Origin of the sequence: Acinetobacter puyangensis (assembly GCF_900096995.1) — a bacterium.
Classification (GTDB): Bacteria; Pseudomonadota; Gammaproteobacteria; order Pseudomonadales; family Moraxellaceae; genus Acinetobacter; species Acinetobacter puyangensis.
This window is the reverse complement of the sequence record NZ_OANT01000001.1, coordinates 778086-796161: the sequence shown is the minus strand read 5'-3', so window position 1 is coordinate 796161 and position 18076 is coordinate 778086. Positions and strand designations below refer to the sequence as shown.

Annotated in this window: 15 protein-coding genes, 1 pseudogene and 1 riboswitch; of the genes and pseudogenes, 10 read left to right on the top strand and 6 right to left on the bottom strand. The window is 41.3% G+C overall.

What is annotated here, in order from left to right; all coding sequences use genetic code 11:
* Positions 1–136: 136 nt before the first annotated feature.
* A riboswitch (glycine riboswitch) is annotated at positions 137–221 on the bottom strand.
* A gap of 147 nt (positions 222–368) precedes the next feature.
* Entirely contained in the window at positions 369–917 is a 549-nt protein-coding gene (locus CRO21_RS03700) for a 1-acyl-sn-glycerol-3-phosphate acyltransferase (protein ID WP_097077957.1), read from the top strand.
* Between the two features lie 110 nt (positions 918–1027).
* Here the strand turns inward: CRO21_RS03700 and clpB are convergent, their stop codons facing one another.
* Complete coding sequence (gene clpB, locus CRO21_RS03695) at positions 1028–3607, bottom strand: ATP-dependent chaperone ClpB (protein ID WP_097077956.1); 2580 nt, start codon at positions 3605–3607, stop codon at positions 1028–1030.
* A gap of 325 nt (positions 3608–3932) precedes the next feature.
* Entirely contained in the window at positions 3933–5813 is a 1881-nt protein-coding gene (mnmG, locus tag CRO21_RS03690; RefSeq protein WP_097077955.1) for a tRNA uridine-5-carboxymethylaminomethyl(34) synthesis enzyme MnmG, read from the bottom strand.
* A 370-nt stretch (positions 5814–6183) separates the two neighbouring features.
* Here mnmG and CRO21_RS17830 point away from each other — a divergent pair.
* The 8 genes and pseudogenes from CRO21_RS17830 to metK all read left to right on the top strand — a co-directional run.
* Positions 6184–6414 (top strand): annotated as a pseudogene (locus CRO21_RS17830) (hypothetical protein); the annotation flags it as partial.
* Between the two features lie 500 nt (positions 6415–6914).
* Entirely contained in the window at positions 6915–7799 is an 885-nt protein-coding gene (locus tag CRO21_RS03680) for a bile acid:sodium symporter family protein (RefSeq protein WP_097077954.1), read from the top strand.
* Between the two features lie 191 nt (positions 7800–7990).
* Entirely contained in the window at positions 7991–8887 is an 897-nt protein-coding gene (prmA, locus tag CRO21_RS03675) for a 50S ribosomal protein L11 methyltransferase (protein ID WP_097077953.1), read from the top strand.
* A 38-nt stretch (positions 8888–8925) separates the two neighbouring features.
* Positions 8926–9459 carry a zinc-ribbon domain-containing protein gene (locus tag CRO21_RS03670; protein WP_097077952.1) on the top strand — a complete coding sequence of 178 codons (534 nt, stop codon included), beginning with the start codon at positions 8926–8928 and terminating at the stop codon, positions 9457–9459.
* A 413-nt stretch (positions 9460–9872) separates the two neighbouring features.
* A complete protein-coding gene (gene fis, locus CRO21_RS03665; RefSeq protein ID WP_087618960.1) occupies positions 9873–10142 on the top strand; it encodes a DNA-binding transcriptional regulator Fis in 270 nt (89 codons plus the stop codon).
* A 74-nt stretch (positions 10143–10216) separates the two neighbouring features.
* On the top strand, positions 10217–11791 hold the full coding sequence (gene purH / locus CRO21_RS03660; protein ID WP_097077951.1) for a bifunctional phosphoribosylaminoimidazolecarboxamide formyltransferase/IMP cyclohydrolase: 1575 nt from the start codon (positions 10217–10219) through the stop codon (positions 11789–11791).
* Between the two features lie 110 nt (positions 11792–11901).
* Positions 11902–13188 (top strand): phosphoribosylamine--glycine ligase, encoded by a 1287-nt coding sequence (gene purD, locus CRO21_RS03655; protein ID WP_097077950.1) that lies wholly within the window; start codon positions 11902–11904, stop codon positions 13186–13188.
* 364 nt (positions 13189–13552) lie between these two features.
* On the top strand, positions 13553–14719 hold the full coding sequence (metK, locus tag CRO21_RS03650) for a methionine adenosyltransferase (protein WP_097077949.1): 1167 nt from the start codon (positions 13553–13555) through the stop codon (positions 14717–14719).
* A gap of 92 nt (positions 14720–14811) precedes the next feature.
* Here metK and CRO21_RS03645 read toward each other — a convergent pair whose 3' ends face one another.
* The 4 genes from CRO21_RS03645 to CRO21_RS03630 all read right to left on the bottom strand — a co-directional run bounded on the left by CRO21_RS03645 (position 14812) and on the right by CRO21_RS03630 (position 16557).
* Positions 14812–15258 (bottom strand): hypothetical protein, encoded by a 447-nt coding sequence (locus CRO21_RS03645; RefSeq protein ID WP_097077948.1) that lies wholly within the window; start codon positions 15256–15258, stop codon positions 14812–14814.
* Between the two features lie 193 nt (positions 15259–15451).
* Positions 15452–15931, bottom strand: a complete 480-nt coding sequence (locus CRO21_RS03640) for a copper resistance protein NlpE (RefSeq protein ID WP_097077947.1) — start codon at positions 15929–15931, stop codon at positions 15452–15454.
* Between the two features lie 109 nt (positions 15932–16040).
* On the bottom strand, positions 16041–16166 hold the full coding sequence (gene ykgO / locus CRO21_RS03635; RefSeq protein ID WP_087618967.1) for a type B 50S ribosomal protein L36: 126 nt from the start codon (positions 16164–16166) through the stop codon (positions 16041–16043).
* A 196-nt stretch (positions 16167–16362) separates the two neighbouring features.
* On the bottom strand, positions 16363–16557 hold the full coding sequence (locus CRO21_RS03630) for a hypothetical protein (RefSeq protein ID WP_097077946.1): 195 nt from the start codon (positions 16555–16557) through the stop codon (positions 16363–16365).
* A 34-nt stretch (positions 16558–16591) separates the two neighbouring features.
* On the opposite strand from CRO21_RS03630, the gene argG reads away from it, so the two are divergent.
* On the top strand, positions 16592–17950 hold the full coding sequence (gene argG, locus CRO21_RS03625) for an argininosuccinate synthase (RefSeq protein WP_097078132.1): 1359 nt from the start codon (positions 16592–16594) through the stop codon (positions 17948–17950).
* Positions 17951–18076: the final 126 nt, after the last annotated feature.

Below are 18076 nucleotides of genomic sequence, written 5' to 3'. Positions count from 1 at the left end.
TGTTGATTTGTTGTGGTTTGCCCCATCTGTCATTTGTACCTGAGAGTTTTGGTATATAGACAGTATTCAGCCTACATACCTTCCCCTTCGGTGAGCCAGAGTGGATAATCACTCTCAGCTACTCTCCAGATTGTTTTTCATCATTACAGTCCTGTGGCCTGAGAGTTTCCGAGGCGGTTGCTCCTTCGGCGTGTACTTAAACACTCTCCCGCAATGATGTATTCAGTTGATTTCAATCCACTGATGATATGATTAAAGCATGAACCATGCCATAAAACTGTTTATAAAATTTTAAACCTTTCCCTCATTGCTTTTTAAAAATTTTCAGGCATGCTTTCGCATCATTTCTGGTTACTTGAGATTTTTTCATGAAAAAGCGTCTAGGCGAAAGTATTTTTAAATTGGCAGGCTGGACCTATCAGGCAGATCCCTCGTTACTGGAAAATAAACAAGTGATTATCGGCTTTGAACATACCTCAAATATGGATGCGGTACTCTCCCTAGCAATTTTTGCGATTCTGGATATCAAGATTTATACCTTGATCAAAAAAGAATTATTCAAAGGGCCACTAAAACCACTTTTAAAAGCGGTTGGTGGTATTCCTGTGGATCGGCACAACAAAGGTAATATTGTCGAGCAAATGGTACAGGAGTTTAACACGCATGATAAATTTTCACTGGTAATTGCACCGGAAGCAACCCGTGCCAAAAATAGTGCAGACCGCAAGCCAATTCGAACCGGTTTCTGGCATATAGCCAAAGCCGCCAATGTACCGATTATTTTAATGTATGCGCATGCACCGACAAAATCCGGCGGTATTTTTGCCAAAATCCACCCAACCGATTTAGAAGAAGACTTAAAACTGATTAAAGAAAAATATGCAGAACTAGGAATTGATATCAAAATTCCCGAATAAACTTTGCGAATACAGCACCTATGATGAATGTTATAGACTAAATTTTTTTATTGTCGATAAAAACAAAAGCCCTTTCAATCACTTGAAAGGGCTTTTGTTTACACATCAGTTTAGTTGAATTTTAATTTATTAAACGCTAAATGCTCGCCATCTTTGGACACCACAATGGTATCTCCTGCACTAAACTCACCTGACAGGATTTGTTGTGCCAATGGATTTTCAATCTCTTGCTGAATGGCGCGTTTCAACGGACGGGCACCAAACACAGGATCGTAACCAATCTCGATCAGTTGATCCAGCGCATCGTCTTCAACACGCAATCTGATTTCACGTTCACCCAGACGGTCACGTAACCGATCCAGTTGAATATCGGCAATACCACGCATTTGCGTTTTTTTCAGGCTTTGGAATACCACCACTTCATCAATCCGGTTGATAAATTCCGGACGGAAATGCTGACCAATCGCAGCCATCACCACGGCATGCACTTCTTCATTGCTAGCATCCTCACCCAGCTCACGCACATCTTGTGAACCCAGATTGGACGTCATCACAATCACAGTGTTTTTAAAATCGACAACACGACCTTGCGAGTCGGTTAAACGGCCATCGTCCAGTACCTGCAACAGGATATTAAATACATCCGGATGCGCTTTTTCCACCTCATCAAACAAAATCACACTATAAGGTTTACGACGTACGGCTTCAGTTAATACACCGCCTTCTTCATAACCGACATAACCCGGAGGGGCACCCACCAAACGGCTGACACTGTGTTTTTCCATAAATTCGCTCATATCGATACGAACCATGGCATCATCACTGTCAAACAGGAAGTTGGCCAAGGCTTTGGTCAATTCTGTTTTACCGACCCCTGTAGGTCCAAGGAACAGGAATGAACCACTTGGACGGTTAGGATCAGACAATCCGGCACGAGAACGACGTACAGCATTGGACACTGCAACCACAGCCTCATCCTGCCCTACCACACGATTATGTAAAAACTCTTCCATATGCAGTAATTTTTCACGTTCGCCCTGAAGCATTTTCGCCACTGGAATCCCGGTTGCTGCACTCACCACTTCGGCAATTTCATTGTCAGTCACTTTATTACGCAGCAATTTTGGTGCTTCGTTTTCTTCGGCAACTTCATCCTGATCCAGCTGTTTTTGCAATTCCGGAATCACGCCATACTGCAAACGGGCAGCTTCGGCCAGATCACCCTCACGTTGTGCTTTTTCAAAAGCAATACGCGCCTGATCCAGTTTAACCTGTGCATCTTTGGTGCCTTCAACCAAGGCTTTTTCTTTGCGCCAGACTTCTTCAAGTTCGCTATATTCTTTCTCTTTCTCGGCAATCTGCGCTTCAAGATGTTTAACTTCACCTTTGGCACCAGCATCTTCATCTTTTTTCACAGCTTCAAGCTGCATTTTCAGTTGAATCAACCGACGATCAAGTTTGTCTAAAGATTCAGGTTTGGAATCCAGCTCCATTTTAATTCGGGAAGCTGCCTCATCAATCAGGTCAATCGCTTTATCTGGCAATTGACGATCTGTAATATAACGATGTGACATTTTTGCCGCAGCAATAATCGCGGAGTCTAGAATTTGCACACCATGGTGGGTGGCATATTTTTCTTTGAGACCACGTAAAATTGCAATGGTATCTTCTACACTTGGTTCATCTACCAGAACTTTCTGGAAACGACGTTCCAGTGCAGCATCTTTTTCAATAAACTGACGATACTCATCCAGCGTGGTTGCACCGACACAACGCAATTCACCACGGGCAAGTGCAGGTTTCAGCATATTACCGGCATCCATAGCACCTTCGGATTTTCCTGCACCAACAAGCGTATGCAATTCGTCAATAAACAGAATCACCTGTCCGTCTTGTTTCGCCAGATCTTTCAATACCGCTTTTAGGCGTTCTTCAAACTCACCCCGATATTTTGCACCGGCCAGTAATGAACCCAAATCCAGCGAGAGTACACGTTTACCTTTGAGACTTTCCGGGACTTCATTGTTGACAATGCGTTGTGCCAGTCCTTCTACAATTGCAGTTTTACCGACACCGGGTTCACCGATTAACACCGGATTATTTTTAGTCCGACGAGATAACACCTGAATAGTGCGACGAATTTCATCATCACGACCAATCACAGGGTCAAGTTTGCCCGCCAAGGCCCGATCTGTTAAATCAATGGTATATTTACCCAAAGCATCACGATTTTCTTCATGGTTGCTGGTGGTCACTTTTTCTGTTCCTCTAATTTTTTCAATCACAGTACGTAATTTTTTTGCATCTGCGCCACTGGCACTGATAATTTTGCTGGTTTCACCCTGTTCTGCCAGTGCCAAAAGCACCCAATCTGTCGATAGAAACTCATCGCCTGCTTTTTGTGCATAGCTATCGGCAAGATTTAAGGCTTTTACCGCTTCCGGATTTAAATTGACATCGCCCGTAGGATTACTAATGGTCGGTGCATCTTTAATTGCCTGCGCCAGTTTATCTTTCAGCAGGTTCAGGTTGGCACCCGCCTGTTGCAATAAACTTTGATTGGCAGGTTCTTCCAGCAAACTCGATAAGATATGGATGCCTGCAATCGCAGTATGATCTTTACCAGTGGCCAGAGACTGGGCATCTGATAATGTTTGTTGCAAACGATCTGTAAATTTTTCAAAACGCATTTGTTATTATCCTCATCATAAATTTTCACTTGTTTAAATAAATTGGGGGCATACTTTATTTTTCAAGGTTTTTTTCGACGCTTTTTAAATATATTTTTAATATTTTTCATTAACTTAAAAAAATAAAAGCATGAGATTTGTCAGTTTAATAATGGGTTGTTTACACACATTTTTCAAGTCCATTATGTTACATTTTTTTATAAACAGTTACATTGATCCAGAGTTTTTTGAAATTCAATGAACAAGCCAAATCTTCACAGCTTATTTGAACATAAAAAAGCGGTCATATTTCTGACCGCTTTTCCAGCTTTATTCGATTTTAACTTTAGGCAGATTTTTTAATCTGTGCATTTTTACGGATGGTGATCATCACCAGTTGCACTGCTGCCGGCGTTACGCCCGGAATACGACTGGCCTGTGCCAAGGTTTCAGGTAAAACAGTTTTTAACTTTTGCGTGATTTCACGGGAAAGCCCGGATACAATATCATAATCAAAATCGGCTGGAATTTTGGTTTCCTCCAGACGTTTCATCTGTGCCACATCTTCATGCTGACGATTGATATAGCCTTGGTATTTCACCGCAATTTCAATTTGCTCACCCACAAATTCCGATACCTGCGAATCGGTTAGTTTGGCAATCTGGGCAAAATTAATGTTTGGACGTTTTAACAGATCAATCGCACTACATTCTTTAGACAAGTCTGCACCGGTCATATCAATGAATTTTTTACCCATTGGATTATTTGGTGCCGCCCATAAATGTTGTAACCGAGAAGTTTCACGCTCTACTGCTTCCATTTTTTCACAATACGCTGCCCAGCGTACGTCATCAACCAGACCCAGCTCACGCCCTGCTGGTGTTAAGCGTTGATCGGCATTGTCTTCACGTAGCATCAAGCGATATTCGGCACGTGAGGTAAACATACGATACGGTTCTTTGGTCCCTAACGTAATCAGGTCGTCCACCAGAACACCCATATAAGCCTGATCGCGTTTTGGTGTCCATTCTTCCTGTTCCCAAGCACGGCGTGCGGCATTTAAACCTGCCAACAAACCTTGCGCACCAGCTTCTTCGTAGCCGGTTGTCCCATTGATCTGACCGGCAAAATACAGATTTGAAATGGCTTTGGTTTCCAGCGTATATTTTAGCGCTTGCGGATTAAAGTAGTCATATTCGATCGCATAGCCGGGACGCAAAATATGCGCATTTTCCATACCACGAATCGAACGAACCAACTCAAACTGTACATCAAAAGGTAAAGAAGTCGAAATTCCGTTTGGATAAAGTTCGTGAGTATCCAAACCTTCCGGCTCCAGAAACACCTGATGCGAATCTTTATCTGCAAAGCGATGAATTTTATCTTCAATAGAAGGACAATAGCGTGGCCCAACACCTTCGATCACACCCGTGTACATTGGCGAACGATCCAATCCACCACGAATAATCTCATGAGTACGTTCATTGGTATGGGTAATATAACAATTAATCTGTTCAGGATGCATAGACACATCACCCATAAATGACATCACTGGTGATGGGAAGTCACCCGGTTGCGGTGTCATCACAGAAAAATCAACTGAGCGTGCATCAATACGCGGTGGCGTACCGGTTTTTAAACGTCCCACCGGAAGATTTAATTCACGCAAACGATGCGCCAATGCGATAGAAGGCGGATCACCGGCACGTCCACCACTGGAATTTTTTAAACCGATATGGATGACCCCACCCAGAAAAGTCCCTGTGGTCAGCACTACGGTTTTACAATCAAACTGGATTCCCATTTGGGTAATCACGCCTTTGACGGTATCGCCTTCCACAATTAAATCATCGGCAGCTTGTTGAAAAATATCCAGATTGTGTTGATTTTCCAGTGTATAACGAATAGCAGCCTTATAACGTATCCGATCTGCCTGCGCACGGGTGGCACGTACTGCTGCCCCTTTGCGTGAATTCAAAATACGAAATTGAATGCCGCCTTTATCGGCAGCCAGCGCCATCGCACCGCCAAGTGCATCGATTTCACGCACCAGATGCGATTTTCCAATACCGCCAATGGCAGGATTACAACTCATCTGGCCTAAAGTTTCAATATTATGTGTCAGCAACAGGGTCTGTCGCCCCATACGTGCTGCTGCTAAAGCGGCTTCGGTTCCTGCATGACCGCCACCAATCACAATAACATCATAAACTTTAGGATAATGCATGGTTATAAAACACTTAAAAAAATGACTGATTATTGTAGCAAAATTACGCCAAAATTGATGGCTATTTTACAAAATTATTTGACTATAACCCTTGCAATGCCAATCAAAACAGCACAAAACCTAAAAATGATAGCCAACTAAAATGTTCACACCATGATTTGATCTCATCGCAAATTTGCTTCTATTTAAATCTATATCACTGAATTAAAATAAAATGCCAACAAATCCAGATGACTTCACATTTCATCCACAATCCTTGACACTTTGTAGCAGGATTAATATACAAATCAAATTAACTATTTATCCCATCGTTCTATACTTAAAAATTATCAGCTAGCAATAAAACTTAGCAATTAAAGAGGATATATAGATGAAAAACATGATATTAAAAGCAATGTGTGTTTCGGCAGCCCTATGTTATTCAGGTATGGCACTGGCCAATACTGATGAACTCAGTAAAGCTGAAGTGCAAAAACAAATCAAAGCATGTAATAAAAAAGCGGCCGGTGATCTGGTGTCTTATTCTCATAAAGGCGTGACCTTTAACGGTACTTGTCAGCAAAACGCTGAGGGTAAATTACAGTTCCAGCCCCCAGTTCCAACAGGTAGTGAAGGCTCTGCCATTCAACCACAACATGCAGCTGCTCCAGCATTAGATGCACCAACAACAGCAGATTTGCCTGCGAATGTGCCACAAGTACCGGATGTAAGTGGTGATGCACCTCAGGCACAAGAAGCCCCAGTTGATCAACAATTACCAGTAGAAGTTCAATAAATTAAATGGGTTAAATACCTTACTCTGTAAATATAGCACTTTCGGGTGCTATATTTTTATCCAAAACATTTGTCATTTTATCATTCTCGCTATTTTCTGGATTTTTGCCATATCTTTCATTGTCATTGTACAAATGAACAATGCCATTCCTCAGACTTCATGAGCCTATTGATTTGTAATCTGTCTTAAAACTTCTTGTCTTTGCACGCAACTTGGATAAACTCAAAATTAGAGGAAAACTTTTTAGTTTTATTGATATAAGATGGAAAAAATATCAATAAATACTGTTTCAACAAGGGTTTACTATTTTTATTCAAGGAATGATTATGGATTCAGGATTGATTACCATCTTTTTGCCTCTGGCACTTGCCATCGTCATGATTGGTTTGGGTCTGGAACTTACCCCAAAAGATTTTGCCCGTGTACGGCAACATCCCAAAGCGGTTTTCCTAGCCCTCTTTTGTCAATTGATTGTGCTGGTCGGGATCGCTTTTATTTTATGTAATCTCTTGGCTTTACCGCCTTTACTTGCAGTCGGTTTAATGCTTTTGGCTGCTTCCCCTGGCGGCCCTACAGCCAATTTATTCAGTTATTTATATAAAGGTGATATTGCACTGAATGTTACCTTGACAGCGATCAATTCGATTCTAGCGGCGTTTACCCTGCCCATCATCGTCAACTTTGCCATTTTATATTTTCTCAACGATGCTCAGCATGTGGGCTTACAATTTTCAAAAGTGATCCAAGTATTTTTGATCATCATCATTCCGGTTGCTATTGGGATGTTGATTCGACATTATGCTGCACCGATTGCGGAAAAGTTAAATCGCCCGGTACGCATTTTTGCCGTGGTTTTTTTAATCTTGATCATTGCTGGCGCGATTATCAAGGAACGCCATAATATTTTAGACTATATTGCTCAGGTCGGTTTAGCCACTGCATTATTTTGTGCCCTAAGTCTTGCAATTGGTTATTTTATTCCTCGTGCCGTCGGTATTAACAGTTTTCAGGCTCGGGCCTGCGCTTTTGAAATTGGCATCCATAATAGTACATTGGCTATGACCATTGCGCTTACCGTCATGGCGAGTACCGCCATTGCCATGCCGGCAGCAGTCTATTCAATCTTTATGTATATTTTCGCGGCAATCTTTGGCACCTTGATCAATAAATTTGATCCCGTGATCGACAAACGCACAACACAAGCAGACTAAAGCGAGTAATCCTGATCATTTTTATGATTGAGGATCAGGATTACCCCCTATAATTGCGATTAAAACAATTCTACCTGCTCAATTTTTAAATCACATATTGTTTTGCAAGTATAGGCTTGGTTGTTTTTATATATTTCTACATCCAATATCCGCTACAATTATGCAAATCTATAAATTTCTGAGCGATCTGGATGAACTGGTTACAAATTCATATTACGGTAGATAAACCACAAGTCGACTTTACTGAAACAGTATTAATGTCTTTAGGTGCAGTGAGCGTCACACTGGATGATGCAGAAGATCAGGCCTTACTTGAGCCTTTACCGGGTGAAACACCACTTTGGGATAAAGTTATTGTGACCGGAATCTTTCAACAGACAGCAGAAGAGCCTATTGATGAAAAAGCGCTGCTGTCATTTATTGATGCACAAATACCCAGTATTGCAATCAAAACCGAAACTATAGAAGAACAGGCATGGGAACGTGCCTGGATGGATTACTACGAACCTATTCAAGTGGCCGAGAATTTATGGATCGTGCCAGAATGGCTCGAAGCGCCTAATCCCGACGTGACCAATATTAAACTTGATCCTGGTCTGGCTTTCGGAACCGGAAATCACGCCAGTACATTCCTGTGTTTGCAATGGCTTGCCGGCATAGACCTTCAAGATAAAATTGTGGTGGATTATGGTTGTGGTTCCGGGATTTTAGGTGTTGCAGCATTGTTACTTGGTGCAAAATATGTCTATGCCACAGACATTGATCCTCAAGCAGTTTTGGCTACCAAACAAAATGCGGAATTAAATGGTGTTGCAGACCGATTATATGTTGGCTTACCGGAAGAATTTGAGCAGCATTATCAAGGTCCGGCAGATGTTTTGGTGGCAAACATTCTTGCCAAACCGTTAATGTCTCTGGTAGAAACTTTTTATGATCTGACTCGGGTTGAAAGTCAAATTGCATTGGCAGGTTTGATCGAGGAACAAATTGAAGACGTAAAACAAGCCTATACACCGTATTTTGAAATGACAGGACAACAAATGCGTGAAGAAAACTGGTGTCGCCTGTCAGGTCATCGTAAGGCATAACTTTACAGCATCACTCACTATATGGATGGAAGTTGATCGTGCGCTATCTGAGTCAATGTCCGAGTTGTCAAACAGTCTATCAACTCTCCTTGATGGAATTAAATATTACACAAGGCCTAGTGAGATGCGCACACTGTCGGCATATTTTTGATGCCTATAGTTGTTTTATTAAAGATCCGGATTACCGCCCACCTTCTATCACCCATTACATTAATGACATGCTTATCGCCCATCAGCAAAATGCTGTGGGTGCTAGGCTGAAATACAGTGCAATACATTCTGATACTGAGAATTCGTTAATTCAGCATGTAAATCAATTGATGTCACAAGGTGTCGATGGATCGCAGTTAAATCTTTATACCTATTTGAATTATCTAGATACCTTGAGTCCCATCCACTCAACTAAAGACGATGCGGATTTTGACCCAATAATGATGGCCAAAAAACAAAAATCCACATTGATAACAGAAAAAAAACAGAAAAAAAGTGTGCTGTATTATCTGGTCTGGGGAATAATTCACGTGCTGTTAATTAGTCTACTTTTGTATCAAATCATCTTTTTTCATCGATAAATACAGATCAGAGTGCTTAATAAGAAACAAAAAAGTGCTGCACTATACATTGAAATCGCCTAAAAATACAGCAAAAAAATTAAGAAAAAATGAACTTTATTTACTCACTTTTTTTCAGATAATGATATTATAGCGCCATTGAAGTTTCACTCGTCTCCTTTACTGTTCTGGTAATTTGATATCATGCAATCTACTTCTTAGCTAGTTTATGCTGGCCTAGATTTTTTTTCGTGTGATATTTATATTAGGATACTTTTTGAACAACCCTTAATGAGAACAAAAAGTATACAGTGAAGCTTCGTTAGTAAATTAAGATAGAGTTTTTTTACGATCTAAAAAAACTCTATCGTTTTGATCGCTTAACTTATTAACATGCCACTATCGATCTAGTGGTTCAATTTCGGATTTATAGCATGAATAGCAAGTCTCCTATTTTTACTGCACAATCAGACGTCGCATTACGTATCCACGTTGATCGCGCAGTTCGCCACTATTTCGCTCAATTGCAAGGTGAACAACCTTCTCAAGTGTACGACATGGTTTTGGCCGAAATGGAGAAACCATTATTATCAGTCGTCCTTGAATATACACGTGGTAACCAAACCCGTGCTGCTGAAATTTTAGGACTAAACCGCGGCACTTTGCGTAAAAAGTTAAAAGCCCACGGACTTATGGCTGAATAAATGATAAAATGCCCGCTACTTTGCGGGCATTTTTATGTCCTATCTTTTTCTAACCGTTTAAAAATCTGATTGCTATGACAGTTTCTCGTGCTTTAATTTCTGTTTCTGATAAAACCGGTATTGTTGAATTTGCCAAAGAATTGGCCAGTCTGAATATCGAAATCCTTTCTACCGGCGGTACTTATAAATTACTTAAAGATAATCAAGTACCTGTAACAGAAGTATCTGAACATACCGGTTTCCCCGAAATGATGGACGGACGGGTAAAAACCCTGCATCCTAAGATTCATGGTGGAATTCTGGCACGTCGTGGGCTAGATGAAGCCGTTATGCAGGAACATCAGATTGCTGCAATTGACTTGGTGATTGTCAATCTTTACCCATTTGCTGCAACTGTGGCAAAACCAAATTGCTCGCTTGCAGATGCAATTGAAAATATCGACATTGGTGGTCCGACCATGGTACGTGCTGCGGCAAAAAACCATGCTTCTGTCGGTATTATTGTCAATGCCAGCGACTATGATGCTGTGATTGCAGAATTAAAAGCTGACGGTGCATTGTCATCTGCAACCCGTTTTGATCTGGCAGTAAAAGCATTTGAACATACTGCACAATATGATGGCATGATTGCCCAATACCTTGGTGCACGTGTTGGTAAAGCAGAAGGTCAAGCAGATAAATTTGCGCGTACCTTTAATTTACAACTGAATAAAGCACAAGATTTACGTTACGGTGAAAACCCGCATCAAGCAGCTGCATTCTATGTTGATGCTGCGGCCAAAGAAGCCTCTGTATCAACCGCAAAACAATTACAAGGTAAAGAGCTGTCTTATAACAATATTGCTGATACCGATGCAGCACTGGAATGCGTAAAATCCTTTGCGAAACCGGCATGTGTTATCGTAAAACATGCGAATCCTTGTGGTGTTGCGGTTTCTCTGGATGGCATTCAAACTGCCTATAATCTGGCCTATGCAACAGATCCAGAATCTGCATTTGGCGGTATTATTGCATTTAACCGTGAACTTGACGTAGCCACTGCACAGGCAATTGTTGATCGCCAATTTGTCGAAGTGATTATTGCACCGAGCATTGCTGTGGGTGTACTTGAAATCACTGGCGCCAAGAAAAATGTTCGTGTACTGGTGTGTGGTGAATTACCAAAAATTGATGAACGTGCTGCGCAACTTGACTTCAAACGTGTCAATGGTGGATTACTGGTTCAGGATCAGGATTTGGGTATGATCACTGCCGCAGATCTTAAAGTCGTGACCGAGCGCGCACCGACAGAACAGGAAATTGATGATCTTATTTTTGCATGGAAAGTTGCAAAATATGTCAAATCCAATGCCATTGTTTATGCGAAAAACCGTCAAACCATTGGTGTCGGTGCTGGTCAGATGAGTCGTGTTAACTCTGCCCGTATTGCAGCAATCAAAGCCGAACATGCCGGATTGGTGGTTGAAGGTGCAGTGATGGCATCAGATGCATTTTTCCCATTCCGTGACGGCATTGATAATGCGGCTAAAGCAGGCATTAAATGTATCATTCAACCGGGTGGTTCGATGCGTGATGAAGAAACCATTGCCGCTGCGAATGAACATGGTATTGCCATGGTCTTTACCGGTATGCGTCATTTCCGTCATTAATAAAATTAAAATGCCCATAATTGGACGTATACAATACGCCCCTACTTTATAAAATATAATTGTAGGGGTTTATTGCATAAACCCTAAAATATGACAGAAAGGTAAATAAAATGAATATTCTCGTTTTAGGCAGTGGCGGACGTGAACATGCGCTGGCATGGAAAATCGCTCAGGATGAAAAAGTCACAAAAATATTTGTCGCACCTGGCAATGCAGGCACTGCAACCGAGACAAAATGTGAAAATGTTGCGCTGGATATTCTGGATAATCCTGCCATCATCCGTTTTGCCCAGCAACATCAGGTCGATCTGATTATTGTTGGTCCGGAAGCACCACTGGTCAATGGTGTAGTCGATGCAGTAGAAGCTGCCGATATTAAAATCTGGGGACCAACCCAATACGCAGCACAACTGGAAGGTTCCAAAGCCTTTGCCAAGGATTTCTTAAAAAAACATAATATTCCGACTGCATTTTATGAAGTTTTTACCGAAGTTGCACCAGCAAAAGCCTATGTCGAAAAACACGGTGCACCCATCGTCATCAAGGCAGATGGTCTAGCTGCGGGTAAAGGTGTTATCGTTGCCATGAGCAATGATGAAGCCTTTGCTGCCATTGATGACATGCTGGCAGGCAATAAATTTGGTAATGCTGGTAGCCGGGTGGTGATTGAGCAATTCCTAGAAGGTGAAGAAGCCAGCTTTATCTGTATGATTGATGGTGAAAATATTTTACCAATGGCAACATCTCAGGATCATAAACGTATTTTTGAAGGTGATCAGGGACCCAATACTGGTGGCATGGGTGCATATTCCCCTGCACCAGTCGTGACAGATGAAGTCTTTGAACGGGTGATGCAACAAGTTATGCGTCCAACAGTCAATGGTATGGCAAATGACGGTCATCGTTACAAGGGCTTTCTCTATGCCGGACTGATGATTGATGCCGAAGGTCACCCACGTGTAATCGAATTCAATTGCCGTTTTGGTGATCCCGAAACACAACCAATCATGATGCGTTTACAATCGTCACTGGTTGATCTGGTACTTGCCGGTGTAGAAGGCAATTTACCCAAAGAAGCCAAATGGGATGAACGTAAATCGATTGGCATCGTGCTTGCTGCCGAAGGCTATCCAGAAACTGTACGCAAAGGCGATGTGATTTCCGGTTTAGGTCAATCACCGGAAGGAACAAAAATTTTCCATGCCGGTACAGCCTTGAATGCCGAAGGTCAGGTAATCACCGCAGGTGGCCGGGTACTTTGCGTCACTGCACTAGGAAATACTGTACTTGAAGCACAAATCAATGCACTTGAAGTCTGTGGTCAGGTCACATTTACTGGTATGCAATACCGTAGTGATATTGGCTATCGTGCCATTGCCCGCGAGAAAAATGCCTAATTATCGTTAAGCTCGTTTGACAAGAGTCCATGTTTAATGCCATGGATTCTTGTGTATTAAAGCTGGCAATCCCATGCAGCATAGTTGTTGTAGATATAAGACCATTTCCCCGACAATATGAAAGATACAACAGCAGAAACAAAAAAATAAATACAGGCGGATCTACTTTTAAAATACTGAATATCCGAAATCACTATTTTCATCAATAAATGAAAAAAATTCATTACTGTTAACTTTATTGATACTTAATATTTTTCATATAGTTAATCAATAAATTATATAATGCTCTACTGTTTACACCCTAGTCTAAAACTGCATATCGTTGTACTATATTGCGGTTTGAAAATTTAACTTTGGAATATCCATGCGCGAATACGCTGTATTTACCTCTGAATCCGTCAGTGAGGGTCATCCAGACAAAATGGCTGACCAAATTAGTGATGCTATTCTTGATGCAATATTAGAACAAGATAAATATGCACGTGTCGCCTGCGAAACTTTAGTCAAAACAGGTGCAGTCGTTCTCGCTGGTGAAGTGACGACAACGGCAAATATTGATGTTGAAGCAGTTGTTCGTCATACTGTAAACGGTATTGGCTATCATCATTCCGATCTGGGTTTTGATGGCTCAACCTGTGCCGTGATCAATATGATCGGAAAACAATCGCCCGAAATTGCTCAAGGTGTAGATCGTCAAAAACCTGAAGATCAGGGCGCTGGTGATCAGGGTTTGATGTTTGGTTATGCCAGCCGTGAAACAGAAGTATTGATGCCTGCGCCAATTTCCTATGCTCACCGTTTAATGGAAAAACAGGCAGAATTACGTCGTCAGGGAATTTTGCCATGGTTACGTCCAGATGCAAAAAGTCAGGTGACATTTGCATATGAAAATGGCATGCCTGTGCGTCTTGATGCAGTGGTGCTTTCTACCCAGCATGATCCGGAAATTTCTCAGGTCGATTTAAAAGAAGCGGTCATTGAGGAAATCATCAAAAAAGTGATTCCCAATGAAATGTTCCATGCCGATACCAAATTTCACATCAACCCCACCGGATTGTTTGTGATCGGTGGTCCTGTAGGCGACTGCGGTCTGACTGGGCGCAAGATTATTGTTGATACTTATGGCGGTATGGCGCGCCATGGTGGTGGGGCATTTTCTGGTAAAGATCCATCCAAAGTTGACCGTTCTGCGGCCTATGCTGGTCGTTATGTTGCCAAAAATATTGTGGCTGCCGGACTTGCCGATAAATGTGAAATTCAGGTGAGCTATGCGATTGGGGTTGCCGAACCTACCTCAATCTCGATCAACACGTTTGGTACAGCAAAAATTCCGGAAGAAACCATTATTGCCTTGATTCGTGAACATTTTGATTTACGTCCTTATGGCATTACCCGCATGCTTGATCTGTTACAGCCAATGTATAAGCAAACAGCAACCTATGGTCATTTTGGTCGTCAAGGGTCAGCACATGCGTTTACATGGGAACAAACCGATAAAGCCCAATTATTAAAAGATGCCGCTGGCCTTTAAAGGCGAAATAAACCCCAAAAAACCTGCATTCGCAGGTTTTTTTATAGCTAAATTGATATGTTCAATATGGGATTGAGGCTGCAAAAACAGCATCAATAGGTGTCAACATTTACCCTGACCAGCCCTCGAACATTGCTCAATTCATAATAACCAGACTGCTGATTAAAGAAAACCTGACCTGATTTATTTACATCATAAATGTCCTGATAATTGCCAGCCCAACGATAGCTATACGATTCCGAGCCAAAATCCTGCGTGCTATTCTCTTTTTGCGTGGCTGTTACTTTCTCAAAACTATTCGGATATTGTATATTCAATAGCTTAATCGACTGATAAGCAGGCATTTCCCGTTTTAGTAAATCTTCTTCAATCAAAAAATTGGTCTTATTAGTCTCGGTTAAATCACTGACAATCGTGTTCTGACTTGCCGTATTTGCCAGTTTTTCATCTGAAACCGTCTCCACTGCATAAACCACTGTTGTCGTTAAACATCCGAACAGGATAAATCCGGCGGACCAGTTCTTAACAAATGCATCCATACTTTTGTCCCTGATATTATTGTTATGACCATGACATCTACAAAACAAAACTATCAATTTTTAACCAATGAAGCAAGTCAGACATGACCATTGATCGAAAGTTTATTAGTCTTGGAATTATGTTGAAAATCCAATATACCCGCAGGCATATTGGATCAGTTGGGATACGGTACGATCTGCATTGAACCGTAATCTAGTTTATTTTTCTCAATTGATAATGCGCCTTCATCGGTCCGTTAATGGCGGAACCATCTAAAGCACGTGCTTCGGCAAAACCCTCACCGATAAAAAATATACGATTATCTGCTGCACCATCGAGAACAATTAAAGATGAATTGGTTTTATCAAATTGAAAAGTGCCTTTGGCAACAAAAGGTTTAACCTGCCGCTCCAAATAAGTTTCTTCCAGACTATAAGTTTTATCAAGATTAAGTATTAGAACTGTTTTGATCCCCGGACAATCGGCACAAGGCAAAACGCCTTGATAAGCACCATTCCAGTCCAAAGAATTTTCGGCAGTATGTGCTGGATCTGGCACAGTTATACCAAGCTGGGGACTACTCACTTGAGCAGTAGGTTGAGGGTCGGTAGAATTATCATTATTACTATGATGACATGCTGACAAAATTAAAATGCCTGTTACAGCACAGGTCAGACTAAAAATTTTATTCATCGCTTAATCCGTTATATTTAAAAAATACTATTGTAAAAAAATAACTTAAGCGATGAAGGGGGATTTTGTATGGGTTTGTATTGCTTTATCAATAATTGTACAACAATCATTACCCTTGACGCGCCTTAAAGCGTGGATTGGATTTACAAATCACAAATAATTTGCCTCGTCTTCTGACGATTTGGCAATCACTGGAACGCTTTTTGGCACTTTTTAACGATGATAAGACTTGCATGCTAAACTCCGATTAATGTTATATTATAACATATCAATTATAAGTTTATTGCTCATGCTCTGCAAGCTTTAATGTTATTAAACGAGATTTTCTTATCATCGATCAAAAAGAATCCCCGAAACGTTTCAGGGATTCTTTTTTAATCTTTGCAAGCAAGAACTAAGGCTTTGGATCTACTGGCAATGATATCAATCTTTTATTCTTTATAATTTTGAGTACTGTAATACGCAACCGGAAGGCGGGATAATTGTTTTTGCCCTGCTGTGCCCTCTAGATTTTCAACATAAGAATCACCGTCATTTTGTAAATCGCGGAAATATTGTTTTGCCTTGTTTTTAGTAAAACAAGCGATTTGAATAGTGTTATAATACGGCAATTTTAAATTCTTCATGGCAACACTGTTCGCAATGTTGCCTATTTTCAAAATGTTAGGACTAGCAATGACTGATAATGCAACTATCTTGCAGCATGTACCAGTAGGGAAAAAAGTTGGGATTGCCTTCTCTGGCGGTCTGGATACTTCTGCTGCTTTATTGTGGATGAAACAAAAAGGCGCAGAACCTTATGCCTATACTGCCAATCTTGGTCAACCCGACGAAGATGATTATGATGCCATCCCAAAGAAAGCGGAAAATTATGGTGCAGTAAAAGCACGTTTGGTTGATTGTCGTTTACAGCTTGCATTAGAAGGCATTGCCGCAATTCAGTGTGGTGCATTCCATATTCATACCGGTGGTGTACCTTATTTTAATACCACACCACTGGGTCGTGCGGTTACAGGTACCATGCTTGTTACAGCCATGAAAGAAGATGATGTTAATATCTGGGGTGATGGTTCGACCTATAAAGGCAATGATATCGAGCGTTTCTATCGCTACGGTTTATTGACCAATCCAAATTTGAAAATTTATAAACCATGGCTTGATCAAACATTTATTGATGAACTCGGTGGTCGTGCCGAAATGTCACAATTTTTGATCGACAATGGCTTTGACTACAAAATGTCAAAAGAAAAAGCCTACTCTACCGATTCAAATATGCTGGGTGCAACGCACGAAGCAAAAGATCTTGAATATCTAAATGCCGGTATCAAAATCGTAGAACCGATTATGGGTGTAGCGTTCTGGAAAGAAGATGTCAAAATCGAAGCGGAAGAAGTTACTGTACGTTTTGAAGAAGGTATGCCAGTTGCATTAAATGGTCAGACTTTTGACAATCCTGTGGAATTGATTCTGGAAGCGAACCGCATTGGTGGTCGTCATGGTCTGGGTATGTCGGATCAGATTGAAAACCGTATCATCGAAGCCAAATCCCGTGGGATTTATGAAGCACCGGGTATGGCTTTACTGCATATTACCTACGAGCGTTTATTGACAGGTATTCACAACGAAGACACCATTGAGCAATATCGTATCAATGGCTTGCGTCTGGGTCGTTTACTCTATCAGGGTCGCTGGTTCGATTCACAAGCATTAATGTTACGTGAAGCTGCACAGCACTGGATCGCCAAAGCGATTACAGGTGAGGTGACACTTGAATTACGTCGTGGTAATGACTACACCATTTTAAATACAGAATCACCGAATCTGACTTATGAAGCAGAACGTCTGACCATGGAAAAAGGTGATTCAACCTTTAGTCCGGCCGACCGTATTGGTCAATTGACCATGCGTAATCTGGATATCACCGATACCCGTGCCAAACTGGGTCTGTATTCCAACGCTGGTTTATTGTCGATTGCACAAGGTTCTGCGGTTCCACAACTGGAAAACAAGAAAAAATAATTCTGTTTAATCTAGTTACCCTGAGTTTGCTGAAATTTAGTATGTAAGATCTTAGTCTAAAGGATTATAAGTCGGGGTCTTACAATATTCACTCATCAATTAGGATTAACCTTCGGTTCGACCTAC